The sequence below is a fragment of the Amycolatopsis sp. NPDC041971 genome, from assembly GCF_055588925.1.
In genome coordinates this window covers 24516-42470 of the sequence record NZ_JBVJCE010000016.1, presented here as the reverse complement: position 1 = coordinate 42470, position 17955 = coordinate 24516, and the positions used below count along the sequence as shown (strand labels likewise).

Genomic DNA, 17955 nt, shown 5'->3' with positions numbered 1-17955 from the left:
CCGCGGTGACCCTCGTCGTCCGATGTTCTCCGGTGGGAGGTCCGGTGTCCCTGCTGGGGCGGCCCCTGCGAGCGGCCGTGTGCTCCTTCGTGGTGCTCTGCGGCTCGGTCGCCGCTGTCGCGACGGCCGAGGCGGAGCCATCGTGTCATCCCCAGGGACGGGCGCTGCGTTACGTCGTCGCCTTCGACCGCGGCACCTCCGACGCCGAGGCCAGGGCGGCCGTCACCGGCGGCTGCGGCAGCACGACGATCTACTACCCGCAGATCGCGGTGGCCGTGGCGACCTCGGCCGACCAGGACTTCGCCGAACTGGTCCGGCCCGCCGCCGCGTTCAGCGCGCAGGCGGAACGGCTGGCCGTGCAGCGGGCCAGCGGCACGTCACCGGCCAGATCCGCGCCCGCGCGCGCCGAACTCGAACCGACGGATCCGGCGAAGGTGCCTTCCGCGGACCGCACCGGCGAGCAATGGGACATGCGTGCGATCGGCGCCGACAAGGCTCGCGAGCGGCAGCGGGGCAGCCGGAACGTCGTCGTCGGCGTCCTCGATTCCGGCGTCGACCCCACCCATCCCGAACTTGCGGGCGCCCTCGATCCCGGCAAGTCCGCGGGCTGCCTGACCGGCGCGCCCGACCGGAGCTGGGCCGCGACGACGTCGGCGCACGGCACCCACGTCGCGGGGATCATCGCGGCGGCCGACGACGGCAAAGGCGTCACCGGGGTGGCGCCCGGCGTGCGCCTCGCCTCGGTGAAGGTGATCGACGATCGCGGGTACGCCGATCCGGAGGCCGCCGTCTGCGGGCTGATGTGGGCAGCCTCACAGCGCATGGCGGTGACGAACAGCAGCTACTTCGTCGATCCGTGGTCGCTCTCGTGCGCCCACGACGATCGACGGGGCGTGGTGAACGAGGTCATGGCCCGCGTCGTCGAGTACGCGACCTCGGCAGGCACGCTCAATGTCGCGGCGGCGACCAACGAAGCCGTCGAGCTGGTGTCCTCGCCGCACTCAGGTGCGCGGACCCCGGCCAGAGGCTGCCAAGCCCTGCCCGCCGGCCTGCGTGACGTCGTCGCGGTGTCGTCGGTGAGCGAAGAGCGGGTCAAGGCCGGCTACAGTTCGTACGGGCTGGGCGTGATCGACGTGACCGCTCCCGGCGGCGAGGCCGGGCGGTGTGTGCTTTCGACCGTTCCCGGCGGGTACGCCCCGCTGTGCGGGACGTCGATGGCGGCGCCGCACGTCGCCGGTGTCGCGGCGTTGCTCGCTTCGGAACACCCCGGTTACGGCGCCCGCCAGCTGAGGCGGACGCTGAACGGCCAGGCCACCCCGATCGCGTGTCCCGCCGACTACGACCTGACCGGTGACGGCTCGCAGGACGCGTACTGCACCGGGTACGCGGGGTTCAACGGCTTCTACGGGCACGGCATGGTCGACGCGCCGGCCGCGGTGGCGCCGCGGCGGTCCAGCTCGAACCCGGCCCAGTGAGCGTCGGTCAGCGCAGCAGGAGCTTGCCGAACCGCTTCGAAGACGCGTAGATCCCGACGGCCGCCAGCGCCAGCAGATACGCCACGTTCCCGGCCATGCTCCACGACAGGACGCCGACCGAGAGGCCGCGCATCAGCTCGATCCCGTGGTACAGCGGGAAGATCTGCACGATCCACTGGATCCCGGCGGGGTAGACCGACAGCGGGTAGAACGTCGTGGAGAACAGGAACAGCGGCATCAGCACGAGGTTGATGTAGTCGAACTGCGAGACCGACCGCAGGAAGGTCACCAGCACGATGCCGATGGCCGAGAACGCCATCGCGATCAGCAGCGCCGCCGGGATCATCAGCAGGGCCCACCACGACCCGGGCAGTCCCATCACGGTCATCACGCCGAGGAAGGTCGCCGAGTAGATCCCGCCGCGCAGTACCGACCAGCCGACCTCGCCGAGGGCGATGTCCAGCGGCCCGATCGGGGTGGCGAGCATGGCGTCGTACAGCTTGGCGTACTTCAGCTTGAAGAACAGGTTGTACGTCGAGTCGAGGATCGCGCCGTTCATCGCCGACGCCGCGAGCAGGCCGGGCGCGACGAAAGCGACGTAGCTCATCGCCTGCCCGCCGGGCCCGACGACCTCGCCGACGAGTTTGCCGAAGCCCAGCTGGAAGGCCATCAGGTAGAACAGCGGCTCGAAGACGCCGGACACGAACAGCATCCAGGCGTGTGAATACGTCAGGAAGGTGCGCTCCAGCACCGCCGTCGACCGGCCGCTGTACAGCGCGGACGGCAGGACGCGCAGCAGCACCCCGCGCCGCGGCTCTTCGGTGAGCACTGCCATTTCAGACCACCAGCCGTCGGTAGAAGTACTTGTGCGCCAGCGCCCAGCCCGCCCCGGCCAGCACCACCAGGAAGGCGAGGTGGCCCAGGGTGGCGAGCGGGCCGACGGTGCCGAGGCTGACCGCCCTCGCCGCCTCGTTGCCGTGCCACAGCGGGGAGATCCAGGCGATCCACATCAGCGGATCCGGCAGCTGCGAGATCGGGAAGAACGTGCCGGAGAACAACGTCATCGGGATCAGGACGAACCGGAACACCAGGCCGAATCGGGTGCCCTCGTCGTAGGTGGTCGCGGCCAGCGCCATCACCGGGGTGCCGCACGCGATGCCGGTGAGCGTCCCGATCAGGATGACGGCGAGGACGCCGAAGCCGGTCCAGGATCCGAAGAGCGTCGCGATGACGGCGTAGATCGTGCCCGCCAGGGTCAGCCGGAGACTCACCCACATGATCTGACTGCCGAGCACCTGCCCCGGCGTGATCGGGGTGGCGGTGACGGCCAGGTAGTCCTTTTGCCACTTGAACCCCGACAGCACCGGATAACTGGACTCCCCCACCGCCAGTTGCGCCGCGCCGGCGACGAGCAGCGCCGGGGCGACGTACTCGAGATACGAGAACCCGCTCGTCGCCGCGCCCGCCTGGACCTGCGAGCCGAACCCGAGCCCCATCGCGGCCAGGAACAGCACCGGCTGGAGACCCGTCGAATACAAGGTGGACACCCAGTACCGGCGGTACCACATCCAATGGCCCTCGACCCGCAACCAGGCTCCCGCCCAGCGCGAGACCACGCGGCCCGTCGACGCCTTCGTCCGTGTTGTCGTCATCAGTCGACCAGCGTCCGGCCGGTGAGGCGGAGGAAGACGTCCTCGAGCGAACTGCGGCGGACCAGGCTCGACAGGGGACGCAGCCCGCGCGCGTGCGCCTGTTCGAGGGCGGCCTCGCCGGTCATCGTGTAGAGCAGGACGCGGTCCGGCAGCACCTCGACGCGTTCGGCGAGGCCTTCGATCCGCTTCGCGGCCGCCTCCTGCTCGCCGTTCGGGAAGCGCAGCTCCACGACCTCGCGGGTGGAGTACCGGCTGATCAGATCCGCGGGCGAGCCTTCGGCGGCGATCCGGCCGTTGTCCATCACGACCAGCCTGTCGCAGAGCTGCTCCGCCTCGTCCATGTAGTGCGTGGTGATGATCAGCGTGGTCCCGCCCGCCTTGAGCCGGAACAACCTGTCCCACAACAGGTGGCGGGCCTGCGGGTCCAGCCCCGTCGTCGGTTCGTCGAGCAGGAGCAGCTCCGGGTCGTTGACCAGGGACCGGGCGATGGTCAGCCGCCGCTTCATCCCGCCGGAGAGCGAATCGACCTCCGCGTTCGCCCGGTCGGTGAGCTGGGCGAACTCCATCAGCTCCTCGGCCTTGCTCCGCACGTGCGACCGGGAGAGCCCGAAGTAGCGGCCGTAGATCTGCAGGTTCTGCCGGACGGTGAGCTCGGTGTCCAGGTTGTCCTGCTGCGGCACGACCCCGAGCCGGGCGCGGATCTTCGGCCCCTCGACGTCCGGATCCATACCGAGGACCCGCAGGTCGCCGTCGCTACGCGGGGAGACGCTCGCGATCATCCGCATGGTGGAGGACTTGCCGGCGCCGTTGGGCCCGAGGAAGCCGAACGCCTCCCCCGGCCGGACCTCGACATCGATCCCGCGTACGGCCTCGAAATCGCCGAAACGCTTGACCAACGCCTTCGCCTGCACCATCGCCGGTTCGTGCTCTGAGTCGCCCACGGTTCGCACCCTAGGACCTGCCACCGACAAAATTCGACCGGTTTACCGGCGCCCTTGTTGGACGGCCCCGGCTCGTCGATACTCACCGACCATGAGTCTCAAGCCCAGAATCGCCCTGTTGTCCGTTTTTGTCAGCGCCGGGCTCCTGGTGGCGCCCGCCGCACAGGCCGTTGAGACCACCGCGTCCCCAGCGACCAATGTGACCACTGTGACCAATGTGACCACTGTGGACGGTCGGACCGTCGACCCGCGGCCCTCCACCGTCAAGCTGGCCTTCGAGCTGCACAAGCTGGCCGTGCTCAGCCACGGGAAGATCCGGGTGGACAAGATCGGCCGCAGCAACGAGGGCCGTCCGGTCTGGGCGGCCAGGGTCGGCCACGGCAAGACCCGGATCCAGTACGTCACCCAGCAGCACGGCGACGAGCCGCTCGGCACCCCCGCCGCGCTCGAATTCCTGCGTGAGGTCGGCGTCGGGCACAGCCCGTGGGCGCGGAAGCTGCTGTCGAAGGTGACCGTCGACATCGTCGTGCGCGCCAACCCCGACGGTCACGAGCGCGACTGGCGCTACAACTACGACCCCGACGCCACTCCCGAATACGGTGAGAAGGGCAAGGGCTACGACATCAACCGCTACCACGACCCGGCCGTCGCGCCCGAGGACAACCCGGCCACCGAGGCGGGCCTGATCCAGCGGCGGAACGCGTCGTTCAAGCCGGACATCATGGTCGACTACCACATGCAGGGCCGGTACCGGGACGCCGACGGCAAGGAGATCACCGCTTCGACGCTCTGGCCGACACATCCGGGCGTGAAACCGTCCGATGTGGACTTCGCGAAGCAGATCGCGGTCGTGGTGCAGCGGTCCATCGACGGCAACGGCGGCTACGTCTCGCAGTACCCCGGCGGCGACTACCAGGGCATCGCGCGCAACGGCTACGGGCTGCGCGGCAACGGCAGCGTGCTGATCGAACTGAGCCTCATCCCGGAGCGGGAGCAGCAGCAGATCCAGGACGCGCTGGCCTCGATGCTCGCGATCGCGCAGTCCGCGGCCGACGGGTCCGTGCGGAAGGTGGACCCGGCCGAGGCCGAGGCGATCCCGCCGCGGGGTCCGGCGCTGCCGGGAACGGTCGAAGAGGAGCACGAAGCCGCTTGACGCGTGTCGTGAGTGGCGATTCGGGTTGGAGAGCCAGGGGGTGTCAAGTACCTACCGCGGTGTGCGGTTGGCGGTGTCGCGTGCCTGGATGGACGACACGCGTGATCGGACGGACGGCTCGCGGCGGAACCCGTCCGCGCACGTGTCGTCCGGTCAGGGCCCGAATCGCCACTCACGCCCACCTGTACCGACGCCCCGGCCGCCCCACTGGTCACACCGGTCACGTCGCGAAGTGCCTGGCGCGTGCTAGGAACGGTCCGTTCCTTGCGAAATTTGCAAGGAACGGACCGTTCCTAGCGTCAGCGGACGGTGACCGACCAGCTCCGCGTGACCCCGTTGACGGTGACCGAAAGGCTCGCCGTCCCGGGCCGCAGCGCGGTCAGCACCCCGGTCGCCGGGTCGAACGACGCGACGTCCCACGGCATCGCGGGCAGGAAACCCCCGGCGACATGTGTGCCCCAGCCGCCCTTCCAGTCCGCGCTGACCGGATACGAAACCGGCACCTGGCGCGCTCCCTGCGTCACCACGGCCCGGACGCCCGCCTTCTCCCCGCGGGCCAGCGACGAGGGCCCGGACACCGTCAGCGCGTCGACGTTCGGCCGCGTCTCGAACCGCACCGGCTGCGCCTTGTCCCCCGGCTCGAACCGGACCATCGTCCAGCCGACGAACCCGCCGTCACCGGGGGCCGCCGCGGGCGACTTCCCGGAGTTGCCGTTCACCAGATACGGCACGCCGTCCACCCGCGACAGGTGGAAAACGCCCGCGTGCGAGGCGATCGCGGCCGTCTGCTTCCCCGATTCGCGTTCGAAGGCGGTCAGCCAGCCGGTCAGCATGGCGGCTTCCTTGCGGTCGGCCAGTTGTGAGTTCCCGGCCGGGCTCGGGTCCTTGACCGGATGGTGCATCGCGACGACCACGCCGCGGATCCGCCTGTCGGTCTTCGCGCCGTCCAAAGCCTCGCGCAGCATCCGGACCTGGTCGAATCCGCCCGCGCGCAGCGAACCGCGCGAGGAATCCATCAGTACCAGGCGGATTCCGGCGACGTCGGCGACGCGGTGGGTCTCCCCGAACGCCGCCTGAAACTCCGCGAGCCCGTGCCCGCCGTCGGCCTCGTGGTTGCCCGGAACGTAGTACCAGGGTGCCTTGCCGACCAGTTCCTCGTCGATGATCGAACGCGCCAGCACGAAGTCGGCGGCCGTGCCTCGGTCGACGAAGTCGCCGTTGATCAGCACGAGATCCGGTTTCGCCGCCACCGCCTCCCGCAGCGCGCGCCGGGCCTGGGCGACCAGCGGGCCGTTCGGCTGATCGGCGGTGAACTGCGCGTCGCTGACCACGGCGATGCGGAGGCCGCCGGTCGCGGCGCCGTCGGTGATCAGCGCCGGGTCACGCGGTGCCGGATCGGCGGGGACGGCGGCCGCGGGCGCGAGCTCGAAGGTGAGGTCGTCGAAGACCAGCCGTCCCTCGTACTGCTGGGCCGGGACGTTCTCGACGGCGTAGAACTTCGTCAGCCGCTGCCCGTCGGGAAGCCCGGCCGGGATCGCCGCGCGGACGTAGCGCCAGCCCGTCCAGTCGACGCTCAGCGACAAGTCCACCACGGACGGGACGTTGGCGGCGTCGCGGAGTTCCGCCCGCAGCCAAGCGCCCTTCGCGTCGCCGTTGACCCACAGGCCGACGCGCTGCGTGCCGGGCGGCAACGCGATCGGTGCCGCCGTGTTGACGTAGGCGGCACGCGTGGCGTTGGTCCCGTTCAGCCGGTAATCCAGTGCTAGGCCGCGTCCGCCGTCACGGCCGGGTGCCTCGGAAAGCGCGGCGCCGACGACGGCGGGGAAGACGCTGGCGGTCCAGCCCGCCGGGCCGTCCAAGGATGCCGCCACCCGGGATTCCGTGCCGACGGACGCCGCCAGATGCGTCACCTTCCCGCCGGCGGTGGCCGTGATCGCCGAAGCGCCCGAAGCCTTCAGCGCGGTGACCGCGAATCCGTCGCCGGACGGTTCGATCCGCACCACCGCGGGGTCGTAGTCGAGTTTGACGTCGTCGGGCTCGATCCACGTGCCGTAGCCGTCGGCGTCGTAGCCGAACACCTTGAAGGTGCTCTTCGCGCCTTCGCCGGACAACGCGACCTGTTCGGTGCTCGTGCCCAAGCGGACCAGTGTGCCGAGGACGTTCAGCGTCGCTTTGCCCATGACACCACCGCGCTTCGCGTAGACGTCGACGTTCGCGGGCGCGTCCGGGCGGAGCCTGTCGGCGTGCGCGGTGAACACGCCGCCGGTCACGGTGCCGCGGACAGGATTCGTACTGAGCCACTGGACCTTGCCGTCGACGGCGGCGCCGGTCTCGTCGTGGCCTCCGGCGACGAGTTTCCGCGTCAGCCCGGAGAGCACGCGCGTCGCGTCGGCGGTGTCCTGCGCGGGACGGGGCGAGAATCCGGTCAGGCGCCCGCTTCCGGGCACGGTGGCGACGCCGATGCCGTTGGGCACAAGGCGTTCCCCGCCGTCCGACGGCGAATTGCGCACCAGCGGCGACTTCTCGCCCTCCTCGCGGGCGAGCATGGTCGACGAGCCGCCACCGTCGAGGTTGAGGGCGTCGTCCGCGCCGAGCGACTTCAGGTGGCGGGCGAGTTCCAGTTCCGTCATGCCGCGGCTGTCCGCCTGGCGCCCGTCGACCGTGGCGAGCCACATCTTCGTTCCGTCGGCGGAGAACCCGACCGCGGTCCGGGGGTGCATCGCGACATTGTCGACCGGCTGGATCGCGCCGTCCCGCAGCAGGATCTTGTTTCCGCCGATCGAGACGGACAGCTTGCCCGCGTCGCTCTTCGGCGCGTACGCGACGCCCACCCTGTCACCGGTCTTCAAGCCGGACAACGTGTCCACGCCGCCGTCACGGGCCAGCAGGATCGTCGTGCCCGCCGCGATCGGACCGTCCGCGGGCTGCGGTCGCACCTGGGTGACGACGCCGTCGGAGACCTCGACCTCGACGACGCGCCGAGCTCCGGCGACCGAGGTCCGTCGCGAAGCCGCGCCCCACAGCGGGGTGTAGACGCCGATCGCGTCGCCGCTCAGCACGGGGCTGTTGAAATTCGACGCGGGCACGACCCGGCCGTCGGGCAGGGTGACCGACGCGTCGAGGAACACCTCGGCGAGCCGCGCCTTGCCTTCTTCGGTGATCGACGCGGTCAGGTTGTGGCCGCGCGCGGGTGCCGTCTGGAGTTTCCCGGCGTCGATGCCGACGCCGATCGGCGCGCCGCTGGCGTTGATGTCGAAGAAGTCGCCATTCACGCCGGCGATCGCATCGGCCCTGGAGACCTGCTGAGAGAGCGGTGTCCGCGCGGAAACCGTGCCAGGGCTGAGATACGTCGGCTTGAGCGTCTTGCTGGTGAGGTCGACGGCGAGGGTGTCGCCGCGGATCCAGCCCGCCGGGTCGTAGCGGTCGAACTCGGTCAAGCTCAGGCCCGGCGCGACGCGAGAAGTCGCGCTGGTGGTGACGAGACCGTCGTCGGGCGCGGCCACGGCGTACGCGGACGGACCCTCCTTCGCCGAGGAGGCCGCGGGGGCGGCTTCGACGGGCGCCGGGCCGAGTGGAGCGGCCAGAGGATCGGCGTGCGCCGGTGCGGCGACGAACAATCCGGGCAGCAGGGCAGCGAGCAGCAACAGGCGTGAATTTCTCACGGAATACCCCACGATCGAGTGACAGGCAGCTTTGCTCAGCACAGCGGATCCGAGCCGCCAGGAGAAGACCCGGAGGTGAACGTGAACCGAACGGCGTAGGGCGCCGAAGGTCAGGGCGTGAAAGGCCCCGCGAGGAACGTCTCCGCCGCCGCGACCTCGCCAGTGATCCGAAGGCCCGACGCGGCGAGCCCGACTCGTTGCCACAGCAGCAAGTCCAGCCCTTCCGCGGGTCCTTCGACGACGGCGTCCGCGGCTTCGGCGGGATCGGCCGCTCGCGAACCGGGGACGTCGCTTTCGCCCGGCGGTGTGATCAACCAGGCGTGTCCGGTATCGGATGTCTTCAGCAGCAACGGAACGGTGACCACGGGCGGGGTGTGCCAGCGCTTCACCTTCGGCAGCATGCCGAGGAGGACCTCGTCCACGCCATCGGCGGCGACGGACGGGTCGAGGGTGTACTCGGTCCCTGCCGCGCGGTGCGCGTCGAGCAGGTGCACCGCGGTCTCGTGGACCTGGCGGCGGAACCAGAAGGCCTTGGTCTTGGCGGCGGCGGTGAAGTTCCAGGCGCCGTCTTGCGGGGAAGCCCCGCGCAACGCCTCGATGAGGTCGTCCGCGCTTTCGCCGTACCAGGCGGCGAGATCCGCGCCCGGTTCGGCTTCGAAGATCTGCTGTGCGGGGTCGCCGGTGCGCACGATCCCGGCCGCCCAGCGATGCACGTTGCCGAGGTGGGCGACCAGGTCACGCAGGCGCCAATCGCCGCAGCACGGCACGGGCGCTGCGTGGTCCCCGGTGCGCGCCACCCGCGCGAAACCGGTGGTGAGTTCCCGAAGCCGTTCCAGGTACTCGTCCGGTGTCATCAAGGCTCCCCGATCCGTGGACGGCGCGGCGATCCCGCGCCGTCCACGAGTGTGTCAGACCTCGGGGAACCAGAGCTTGAGCTCGCGCTCGGCCGACTCCGGGGAGTCCGAACCGTGCACCAGGTTGTACTGGGTCTCCAGCGCGAAGTCGCCGCGCAGGGTGCCAGGGGTGGCCTTCTCGACCGGGTCGGTGCCGCCGGCGAGCTGACGGAAGGCGGCGATGGCGCGCGGGCCCTCGACGGCGATCGCGACCAGCGGACCCGAGGTGATGAACTCGAGGAGGTCGCCGAAGAACGGGCGCTCCTTGTGCTCGGCGTAGTGCTCCTCGGCGACCGAGCGCTCGACGGTGCGCAGTTCGAGGGCGGCGAGCTTCAGGCCCTTGCGCTCGATGCGCGAGATGACCTCGCCGACGAGGCCGCGCGCGACGCCATCGGGCTTGACGAGGACCAGCGTGCGTTCAGTCACGGCGGTATTTCTCCTTGGGTGGGTTTCGTGCTATTCGCCCGGAGCCTACTGGGTGCTTCACCGCTCACTTCACGTCGGACCAGGGAATGGCCTCGATGCGCTCGAGGTGCTCCTCGCCCCACTCCCCCAATACGGCCATGGCCGTATTGAGGGAATCCCCGAACGCGGTCAGCGAGTACTCCACCTTCGGCGGGACCTGGTGGTACACCTCGCGATGCAGCAGTCCGGTGGTCTCCATCTCGCGCAGTTGCAGGATCAGCACCCGTTCGCTGATGCCGGGCACCGCACGCCTCAGCTCCCCGAAGCGCAGCGGCCCGTCCTGGAGCGCGAACAGGATGAGACCTTTCCATTTGCCGCCCATGACGGCGACCGCGGCGTCGAGGCCGCAGGTGAACGTCCGGTTCTTGGTCATCGCTTCACATACCTTTTTGTCAGTACCCGGCAAAATAGTAGGTACTTGAGGGAATGTACGCGATCGTCCAGCATGGAGCCATCCCGAAGATTTCCTTTGACTGGAGCGAAAAATGCCGAAGACGCCGGTGACCGTCCTGGGCCTCGGTTCGATGGGTTCGGCCCTGGCGGGCGCGTTCCTCGCCGCCGGGCATCCGACCACCGTGTGGAACAGGACGGCCGCGAAGGCCGATCCCCTTGTCGCGCGGGGAGCGCGGCGGGCCGTGACGGCCGAAGAGGCGGTGCGGGCGAGCCCGTTGACCATCGCCTGCCTGACCACCTACGAGGCCACCTTCGCGGCCTTGGCACCGGTTTCCTTGACCGGACGCGCTTTGGTCACCTTGAACAGCGGATCACCGGCGGAAGCGCGCCGGATGGCCGAATGGGCGACGAGCCGGGGCGCGCGGTTCCTCGACGGCGCGATCAAGAACGTGCCGTCGGCCGTGGGCGCGCCCGACACGCTGCTGTACTACGGCGGCGACAAGACCGTCTTCGACGAGTACCTGGAAACGTTGCGGGTGCTGGGCGGCGACACCGTCCACCTCGGCGAAGAAAACGACCTCGCGGCACTGTACGAAACGGCCGTCGGCGGCACCCTGTTGCCCGCGCTGATCGGGTTCTTCCAGGGTGCCGCCGCGCTGCGGTCGCGCGGACTCGAAGCCGAGACGCTCCTGCCGTACGCCACCAAGTGGTTCGAGATGATCATCTCGGTGCTTCCGATGCTCGCCAGGGAAATCGACAGCGGCGACTACTCGAATCCCGCCTCCTCGGTGGACATCTTCCACGCCGGTGCCGCCGCCGACCTCGGGCTGGCCGAGGAAGGCGTCGACGTCGGCTGGCAGCTCCCGATGCACGACCTCGTGCGGCGAGCCGCCGAGGCCGGGTACGGGGACCGCAGCATCGCGGTCCTGACGGAACTGCTCAGCGTTGGGGCCGCAGGGTCTTCGACCACAGAGAAGCACCCGTAGCGTCCCTCAGGTCGACAGTGAGCGCACCGCTCCGTCCGTCGATGTTCACCTCACCGAAGTGCTGGAAACCGTCGGCGGGCGAGGTGTTCGCGGCGGGCGGGGCGTGCACGAACACCGCTTCCGGCCCGAAGGTCGGGTCGAGGGTGTTCGGGCCGAACGCGCCGGCGTTGAGCGGTCCGGAGACGAACTCCCAGAACGGGTCGAAATCGGTGAAGGACGCGCGATCCGGCGAGTAGTGGTGCGCCGCGGTGTAGTGCACGTCGGCGGTCAGCCAGACGACGTTGCGCACCCGGCGCCGCGAGATCTCCCGCAGTACCCAGGCAAGCTCGGTCTCACGGCCGCCGGGGGCGCCGGGCAGGCCGTTGGCGACGCCCTCGATCGCCTTGCCGTCCGGGACGGTGAGACCGATCGGGAGATCGGCCTGGACGATCTTCCAGGTGGCGGTGCTGCGGTCGAGCGCGTCGACGAGCCAGCGCGCCTGGCGGTCGCCGAGGATCCGGCCCGGTTTGGTCTGGTCGGCGGTGTTGGCGTCCTTGTAGGTCCGCATGTCCAGCACGAAGACCTCGGCGCGCGAGCCGTGCCGGAAATTGCGGTAGATGCGGCCGTCGACGGCCTGGCGCCGGTCGATCGGATGCCATTCGTGGAACGCCTGGAACGCCCGCGCGGCGAGCACGTCGACCCGCTTCTCGGTGTACTCGGGACGGTCGTTGAGGATCTCACCCGAGTACCAGTTGTTCACGACTTCGTGATCGTCCCACTGGACATAGGCCGGCACGTTCGCGGTGAACCGTTTGAGGTTGTCGTCGAGGAGGTTGTAGGCGAACTGGCCGCGGTACTCGTCGAGCGTCTCGGCGACCTTCGACTTCTCCGGGGTGACGATGTTGCGCCACACGCGCCCGCCGGGCAGCGCGACGGTCTCGGTGAGCGGCGCGTCGGCGTAAACCGTGTCTCCACAGTGGAGGAACAGGTCCGGGCGACGGTCGGCCATGGCGCGGTAGATCGTCATTCCGCCGCGTTCGGGGTTGATGCCCCAGTTCTGCCCGGCGACGTCACCGGACCACACCAGGCGCACGTCGGAGCGGCCGACCGGGGCGGTGGCGAACCGGCCGGTGACGGCCTCGCTGTGCGTCCGGCCGTCGAGCGATTCCGCGGTCACGCGGTAGTGGAGCTCGGTCCCCGGCGGCAGGCCGGCGACACGGATCTTGCCGGTACCGCCGGTCTCCGGGCTCATCACCGGCCCGCGCACGCGGCGCGCGTGCCGGAACGAGGGGTCCCTCGAGACCTCCACGATCAGCCGCGCGGGCCGGTCGGCGCGCGACCAGACGATGCCGGAACCGGTGGTGACGTCACCGGACTGGACACCGTGCGTGAGCACCGGACGGTCACGACGGATCAGCGGGACGGCGTTCGCGGACGCGGTCGCCGGGAGGAGCAGGCCGCCCGCGATCGCTCCGGCGCCGGTGAGACCGGCCTTGAGCAGCGTGCGGCGGTGGTGGTGGGTTGCGGTCATGGCGCGGTTCTATCCCGCGGCCACGGCCGGTGGGCCAACGGCGGTTTGCGCGGCGGTGAACGAACGGACGGTGACCGGCTCAACCGTTCGGCCGATGCTTCCCGGATCTCCACGCCGGTAGTTTCGGTCACGGGGATGATCGATCCGGAGGGGTAACGATGCGAAGATTCCAACGTGGTCTCGTGCTGCTCACCGCGGCTTTGGCGACGTCGAGCCTGATGACAGGGGTTTCGTCGGCGGACGAACTGGGCCGCACGAGGGCGGTGATCGCGTACACCGAGTACGGGATCCCGCACATCGCCGCGAAGGACTTCGACGGGCTCGGCTACGGCTACGGGTTCGCCGCGGCCAAGGACAACATCTGCGAACTCGCGAACACCTATCTGACGGTCTCCGCCCGGCGGTCCGCGCATCTCGGCCCGGGCGGTCAGGGCAACCCGGCGCTGAGCGAGGCGAAGAACAACCTCGACAGCGACCTGCACTTCCAGCGGATCAACGATTCCGGTGTGCTCGAACGGCTGCTCGCGAAGCCCGCGCCGCACGGGCCGCGGGCGGAGGTCCGGGAACTCGCGGCCGGATACGTCGCGGGGTACAACGAATATCTGAAACGGACCGGCGTGCGGCGGATCACCGATCCGGTGTGCCGCGGCGCGGACTGGGTCCGGCCGATCACCGAACTGGACTTCTACCGGCACTTGTACGCCTCTTCGGTGGGCGGGCAAGGCGCTCTCGCGGCCGATCTGGCCCGCACCCAGCCGCCGTCCACAAAGGACTCTCCGGCCGCGGGCCCGGAGTCGGCGCCGAAGATCGCCGACGGCCTTCGCAAGGTCATGGGGTCGGGTGAGCTCGGCAGCAATGGCATCGCCATCGGCGGCGACGGAACGCAGTCCGGCGGCGGCCTGCTGCTCGGGAACCCGCACTACCCGTGGCAAGGCGGACGCCGGTTCTGGCAGTCGCAGCTGACCATTCCCGGCCGGTTCGACGTCGCCGGCGGGAGCCTGCTCGGGCTCCCGCTGCCGCAGATCGGGCACAACTCCACTGTCGCGTGGACGCATACCGTGTCGACAGCCATCACGTTCGGTCTCTTCGAGGTACCGCTGGCACCCGGCGACCCGATGACGTACCTCGTCGACGGGAAACCGGAGAAGATGACCGCGCACGAGGTGGAGGTCGAGGTCCGGGAGCCGAACGGCGAGCGTCGGCAGGTCGGCCGCACCTTCTACGGCACGCGTTACGGCCAGGTGATCGGATCGGCGTTCGGCGTGCCCACGCCATGGACGACGACGTCCGCGCACGCGTTGCGAGACGGGAACGCGGGCAATCTGCGTGCCCTGAACACCTGGTTCGAACTGAGCGGATCACGCAGTACCAAGGACGTCGCCGCAGCACTCGCGCACACCCAAGGTGTCCCGTGGGTCAACACCGTCGCCGCCGACCGGGGCGGCAACGCGCTGTACAGCGACATCCAGGTCGTCCCGCACGTCACCGACGATCGGGCGGCGAACTGCGGCACCCCGCTGGGCCGCGCGCTGTTCCCCGGCACCGGACTTTCCATCCTGGACGGTTCGAAATCCTCATGCGACTGGGGTTCCGACCCGGACTCCTTGGAACCCGGCCTGTTCGCGCCGTCCCGGCTGCCGCTGCAGCAGCGACGCGACTACGAACTCAACGCCAACGACAGCGCCTGGCTCTCCAACGCCCGCGCGCCGATCGCGCCACTGCCCCGGATCGTCGGCACGACCGGGACACAGCGCTCGGACCGGACAAGGGAAGCACTGATCTCCACGGAAGAAGGCTTGGCGGGCAAGGGTTTCACGCCGTCGTCGATGAAGGAAATGCTGTACCGCGATCGAAGCCGCACCGCCGAACTCGCGGCCGCCGACACGGCGAGGATGTGCGCCGCCTTCCCGGGAGGCCACGCTCCGTCCACCTCGGGGCCGGTGCCGGTCGGCAACGCCTGCGCGACACTTTCGGCCTGGGACCGCACGTTCCGGCTCGACAGCCGCGGCGCGCTCTTCTTCGAGCGGTTCAGAAACCGGCTCAACGGGCTTCGGAACATCTGGCAGGTCCCCTTCGACCCGAACCACCCGGTCACGACGCCGCATTCGCTCGCGACCGGGAATCCCGACGTGCAAAAGGCTTTCGGCGACACGCTCGCGGAATTCCGCGCCAACGGCCTCCCTGTCGACGGCAGACTCGGCGATCACCAGGCGGTGACACGGGCCGGGCAGCGGATCCCGATCCACGGCGGGCCGAGCGGCCTCGGCGTGCTCAACGTGATCACGTCGCTGTGGGACCCGGCCAAGGGCAACCACGAGGTCGTGCACGGATCCAGTTACGTGCAGGTGGTCGGATTCAACGGCAAGGCCTGTCCGGACGTCTCGACGATCATGACGTACTCACAGTCGGCCGACGTCACCTCACCGCATTTCGCCGACCAAACGCGGTTGTACTCGCAGGGCGGCTGGGTGCGAGGGCGATTCTGCGCCGCTGATATCGCGAGGTCACCGGAACTGCGGGTGGTGCGGCTGCGGTGAGCGCGGGATCGGGCACCGCACTCGCGTGATCAGACACGGAACTCGCGTGATCGGAGACGGAACTCGCGTGCTCAGACCCCGCACTCGCGAGTGCGGGATCCAGACACGTGAGTTCCGTCTCCGATCACGTGAGTGACGCCTACGCCGTGGCTGCGAACCCGGGAGAACGCTACTGCGGTTGCTGCTGCTGACTCGGCAGCGTTCCGGCCGCCATCCGCCTCGCCACGTCCCGCCGCAGCCACAGCAGCCACAGCCAGATCCCGAGGAAGATCACCCCGAGGATCGCCACGGCGGGCAGCGCGACGAAGAACGCGATCAGCGCGACCTGCAACACCAGCACCGCGGGCACCGACCAGGGCTTCTTCAGGAAACCGCACAGCACGATCAGCGCGACCGCGATCACGATCACCGACCAGCCGGTGAGCGAGCCGACGCCGCTGCCGAGTTTCGCCACCACCGGCAGCGCGAGCGCGACGGTGATGCCCTCCATGATCAGGGAACCGGCCATCACGCCGCGGAAGGACTTCATCGGGTCCTTGGCGGGCGGTTTCGGGGTCTCGTCGGTCACGCCGGCTCCTTACCGAACAGGGTCCTGGCCTCGCCCGCGGTGACGACCGAGCCGGTGACCAGCACGCCGCCGCCCGCCAGGGGCTCCTCGGGGTCGTCGCTCTGCTCGACGAGACCGATGGCGGTTTCGATCGCGGCGTCCAGGCTCGCTTCGGCGACGACGCGGTCTTCGCCGAAGATCGAGATGGCGATGTCGTTGAGTTCGTCGAGCGGCATCGCGCGCGGAGACGAGTTCTTGGTGACGACGATCTCGGAGATGACCGGTTCGAGGACGTCCAGGATGCCGCGGACGTCCTTCTCGGCCATCACACCGACCACGGCGACGAGGCGCCGGAAGGCGAACTCCTCGGCGACGGTGGTGGCGAGTGCCTTGGCGCCGTGCGGGTTGTGGGCGGCGTCGAGCAGTACGGTCGGCGCGGCGCGGACGCGCTCCAGCCTGCCGGGGGTCTCGACCTCGGCGAAGGCCTCGCGGACGGCTTCGACGACCAGTTGCCTGTCTTTGCCCGCCCCGAAGAACGCTTCGACGGCGGCCAGCGCGAGCGCGGCGTTGGCCGCTTGGTGCGCGCCGTGCAGGGGCAGGAAGATCTCGTCGTAGACCCCGCCGAGGCCTTGCAGCTTCAGCATCTGCCCGCCGACGGCGATCTCGCGCTCCATCACGCCGAACTCACTGCCCGCGCGGGCGACGCTCGCGTCGACCTCGATGGCGCGTTCCAGCAGGATCTTCTGCACTTCGGGGTCCTGCTCGGCGATGACCGCGACACTGCCGGGCTTGATGATCCCGGCCTTCTCCACCGCGGCCTTGGCCGGAGTGCCGCCGAAGTACTCGACGTGGTCGACGCCGATCGGTGTGATGACGGCGACGTCACCGTCCGCGACGTTCGTGGCGTCCCAGGAGCCACCGAGGCCGGTTTCGACGACCGCGGCTTCGACGGGCGCGTCGGCGAAGGCCGCGAACGCCATCCCGGTGAGCACCTCGAACTTGCTCATCGGCACCGCGTCGGGTCCGCCCGCGTTGTCCACCATGGTCACGTACGGCGCGACATCGCGGTACAGGTCGACGTACGCGGCGGCGGAGATGGGGGCGCCGTCGAGCGCGATCCGCTCGGTGACCAGTTGCAGATGAGGGCTCGTGTACCGGCCGACGCGCAGGCCCATCCGGGTCAGCAGCGCGTCGATCATCCGGGTGGTCGAGCCCTTGCCGTTGGTCCCGGCGACGTGCAGCACCGGGTAGCCGCGGTGCGGTTCACCCATGAGGTTGACCAGGGCCGCGATCCGCGCGAGGGACGGCTCGATCTTGGTCTCGGGCCACCGCTGGTTCAGCTCGGCCTCGACGGCGAGCAGTTCGCGGCGTGCCTGCTGCCCGTTGGGATCGGCCGGGGCGAACTCGTCGCCCTGGTCGTCCAGTTCGTGCAGTTCCACGTCCTCCGGGGCGACGAGGTCCGGCACGGGGCCGAGCGCGAGGTTGTCCCCCAGCTGCCCGATCCCGCCGATCCCGCCACCGGCACCGCCACCCGCCTGGTACGCGGCGTCGGGTGCGTCCAGATCCGGGTCGGTGTCGTCGGACGGATCGTGGGCGCGTGCCCCCAATTCGTCGACACCGGCGAAACTGTCCAGATCTGCCAGGTCCGGGGATTCCTTGAAGTCTTCGGAATCCCGGCCGTCACCTCGCGGCACGAACTCTCCTTTTAGCCTTACTCCCTGTCGGACCGAGTCTACGTGCG

The 17955-nt window shown here is 69.8% G+C and carries 14 protein-coding genes; 4 read left to right on the top strand and 10 right to left on the bottom strand.

Annotated features, from left to right (window positions below; genetic code table 11):
* Positions 1–44: 44 nt before the first annotated feature.
* Positions 45–1475 (top strand): S8 family peptidase, encoded by a 1431-nt coding sequence (locus ACZ6DT_RS28145; RefSeq protein WP_465600672.1) that lies wholly within the window; start codon positions 45–47, stop codon positions 1473–1475.
* Between the two features lie 7 nt (positions 1476–1482).
* Here the strand turns inward: ACZ6DT_RS28145 and ACZ6DT_RS28140 are convergent, their stop codons facing one another.
* Genes ACZ6DT_RS28140 through ACZ6DT_RS28130 form a run of 3 tightly spaced genes read right to left on the bottom strand, consistent with a single transcriptional unit; the run spans position 1483 to position 4041 of the window.
* A complete protein-coding gene (locus tag ACZ6DT_RS28140) occupies positions 1483–2310 on the bottom strand; it encodes an ABC transporter permease (RefSeq protein WP_465600669.1) in 828 nt (275 codons plus the stop codon).
* A gap of 1 nt (position 2311) precedes the next feature.
* A complete protein-coding gene (locus ACZ6DT_RS28135) occupies positions 2312–3127 on the bottom strand; it encodes an ABC transporter permease (protein ID WP_465600666.1) in 816 nt (271 codons plus the stop codon).
* Positions 3127–4041 (bottom strand): ABC transporter ATP-binding protein, encoded by a 915-nt coding sequence (locus ACZ6DT_RS28130; protein WP_465601142.1) that lies wholly within the window; start codon positions 4039–4041, stop codon positions 3127–3129. Before ACZ6DT_RS28130 ends, ACZ6DT_RS28135 begins: the two co-directional genes overlap by 1 nt.
* Before the next feature lie 118 nt (positions 4042–4159).
* On the opposite strand from ACZ6DT_RS28130, the gene ACZ6DT_RS28125 reads away from it, so the two are divergent.
* Positions 4160–5221, top strand: coding sequence for a M14 family zinc carboxypeptidase (locus tag ACZ6DT_RS28125; protein ID WP_465600663.1), 1062 nt, complete (start codon positions 4160–4162; stop codon positions 5219–5221).
* Between the two features lie 299 nt (positions 5222–5520).
* Here the strand turns inward: ACZ6DT_RS28125 and ACZ6DT_RS28120 are convergent, their stop codons facing one another.
* The 4 genes from ACZ6DT_RS28120 to ACZ6DT_RS28105 form a co-directional block, all read right to left on the bottom strand.
* On the bottom strand, positions 5521–8865 hold the full coding sequence (locus tag ACZ6DT_RS28120; protein WP_465601139.1) for a phosphodiester glycosidase family protein: 3345 nt from the start codon (positions 8863–8865) through the stop codon (positions 5521–5523).
* Between the two features lie 128 nt (positions 8866–8993).
* Positions 8994–9737, bottom strand: coding sequence for a maleylpyruvate isomerase family mycothiol-dependent enzyme (locus tag ACZ6DT_RS28115; RefSeq protein WP_465600661.1), 744 nt, complete (start codon positions 9735–9737; stop codon positions 8994–8996).
* A gap of 54 nt (positions 9738–9791) precedes the next feature.
* Positions 9792–10202: a nucleoside-diphosphate kinase gene (gene ndk / locus ACZ6DT_RS28110; protein WP_037310703.1), complete on the bottom strand. Its 411-nt coding sequence runs from the start codon at positions 10200–10202 to the stop codon at positions 9792–9794.
* 64 nt (positions 10203–10266) lie between these two features.
* Positions 10267–10614, bottom strand: coding sequence for a winged helix-turn-helix transcriptional regulator (locus ACZ6DT_RS28105; protein WP_465600658.1), 348 nt, complete (start codon positions 10612–10614; stop codon positions 10267–10269).
* A 112-nt stretch (positions 10615–10726) separates the two neighbouring features.
* On the opposite strand from ACZ6DT_RS28105, the gene ACZ6DT_RS28100 reads away from it, so the two are divergent.
* Complete coding sequence (locus ACZ6DT_RS28100) at positions 10727–11620, top strand: NAD(P)-dependent oxidoreductase (RefSeq protein ID WP_465600656.1); 894 nt, start codon at positions 10727–10729, stop codon at positions 11618–11620.
* On the opposite strand, the gene ACZ6DT_RS28095 is transcribed toward ACZ6DT_RS28100, so the two are convergent.
* Positions 11574–13130, bottom strand: coding sequence for an alkaline phosphatase D family protein (locus tag ACZ6DT_RS28095; protein WP_465600653.1), 1557 nt, complete (start codon positions 13128–13130; stop codon positions 11574–11576). The two genes, ACZ6DT_RS28100 and ACZ6DT_RS28095, sit on opposite strands and share 47 nt — an antisense overlap.
* Positions 13131–13288: 158 nt before the next feature.
* On the opposite strand from ACZ6DT_RS28095, the gene ACZ6DT_RS28090 reads away from it, so the two are divergent.
* The gene (locus tag ACZ6DT_RS28090) at positions 13289–15667 is read left to right on the top strand and encodes a penicillin acylase family protein (RefSeq protein ID WP_465600650.1); all 2379 of its coding nucleotides are present in this window, start codon (positions 13289–13291) and stop codon (positions 15665–15667) included.
* A gap of 169 nt (positions 15668–15836) precedes the next feature.
* Here ACZ6DT_RS28090 and ACZ6DT_RS28085 read toward each other — a convergent pair whose 3' ends face one another.
* Together ACZ6DT_RS28085 and folC are read right to left on the bottom strand one after the other, a co-directional pair.
* Entirely contained in the window at positions 15837–16235 is a 399-nt protein-coding gene (locus ACZ6DT_RS28085; RefSeq protein WP_465600647.1) for a DUF4233 domain-containing protein, read from the bottom strand.
* Positions 16232–17908, bottom strand: a complete 1677-nt coding sequence (gene folC / locus ACZ6DT_RS28080; RefSeq protein ID WP_465600644.1) for a bifunctional tetrahydrofolate synthase/dihydrofolate synthase — start codon at positions 17906–17908, stop codon at positions 16232–16234. Before folC ends, ACZ6DT_RS28085 begins: the two co-directional genes overlap by 4 nt.
* Positions 17909–17955 lie beyond the last annotated feature (47 nt).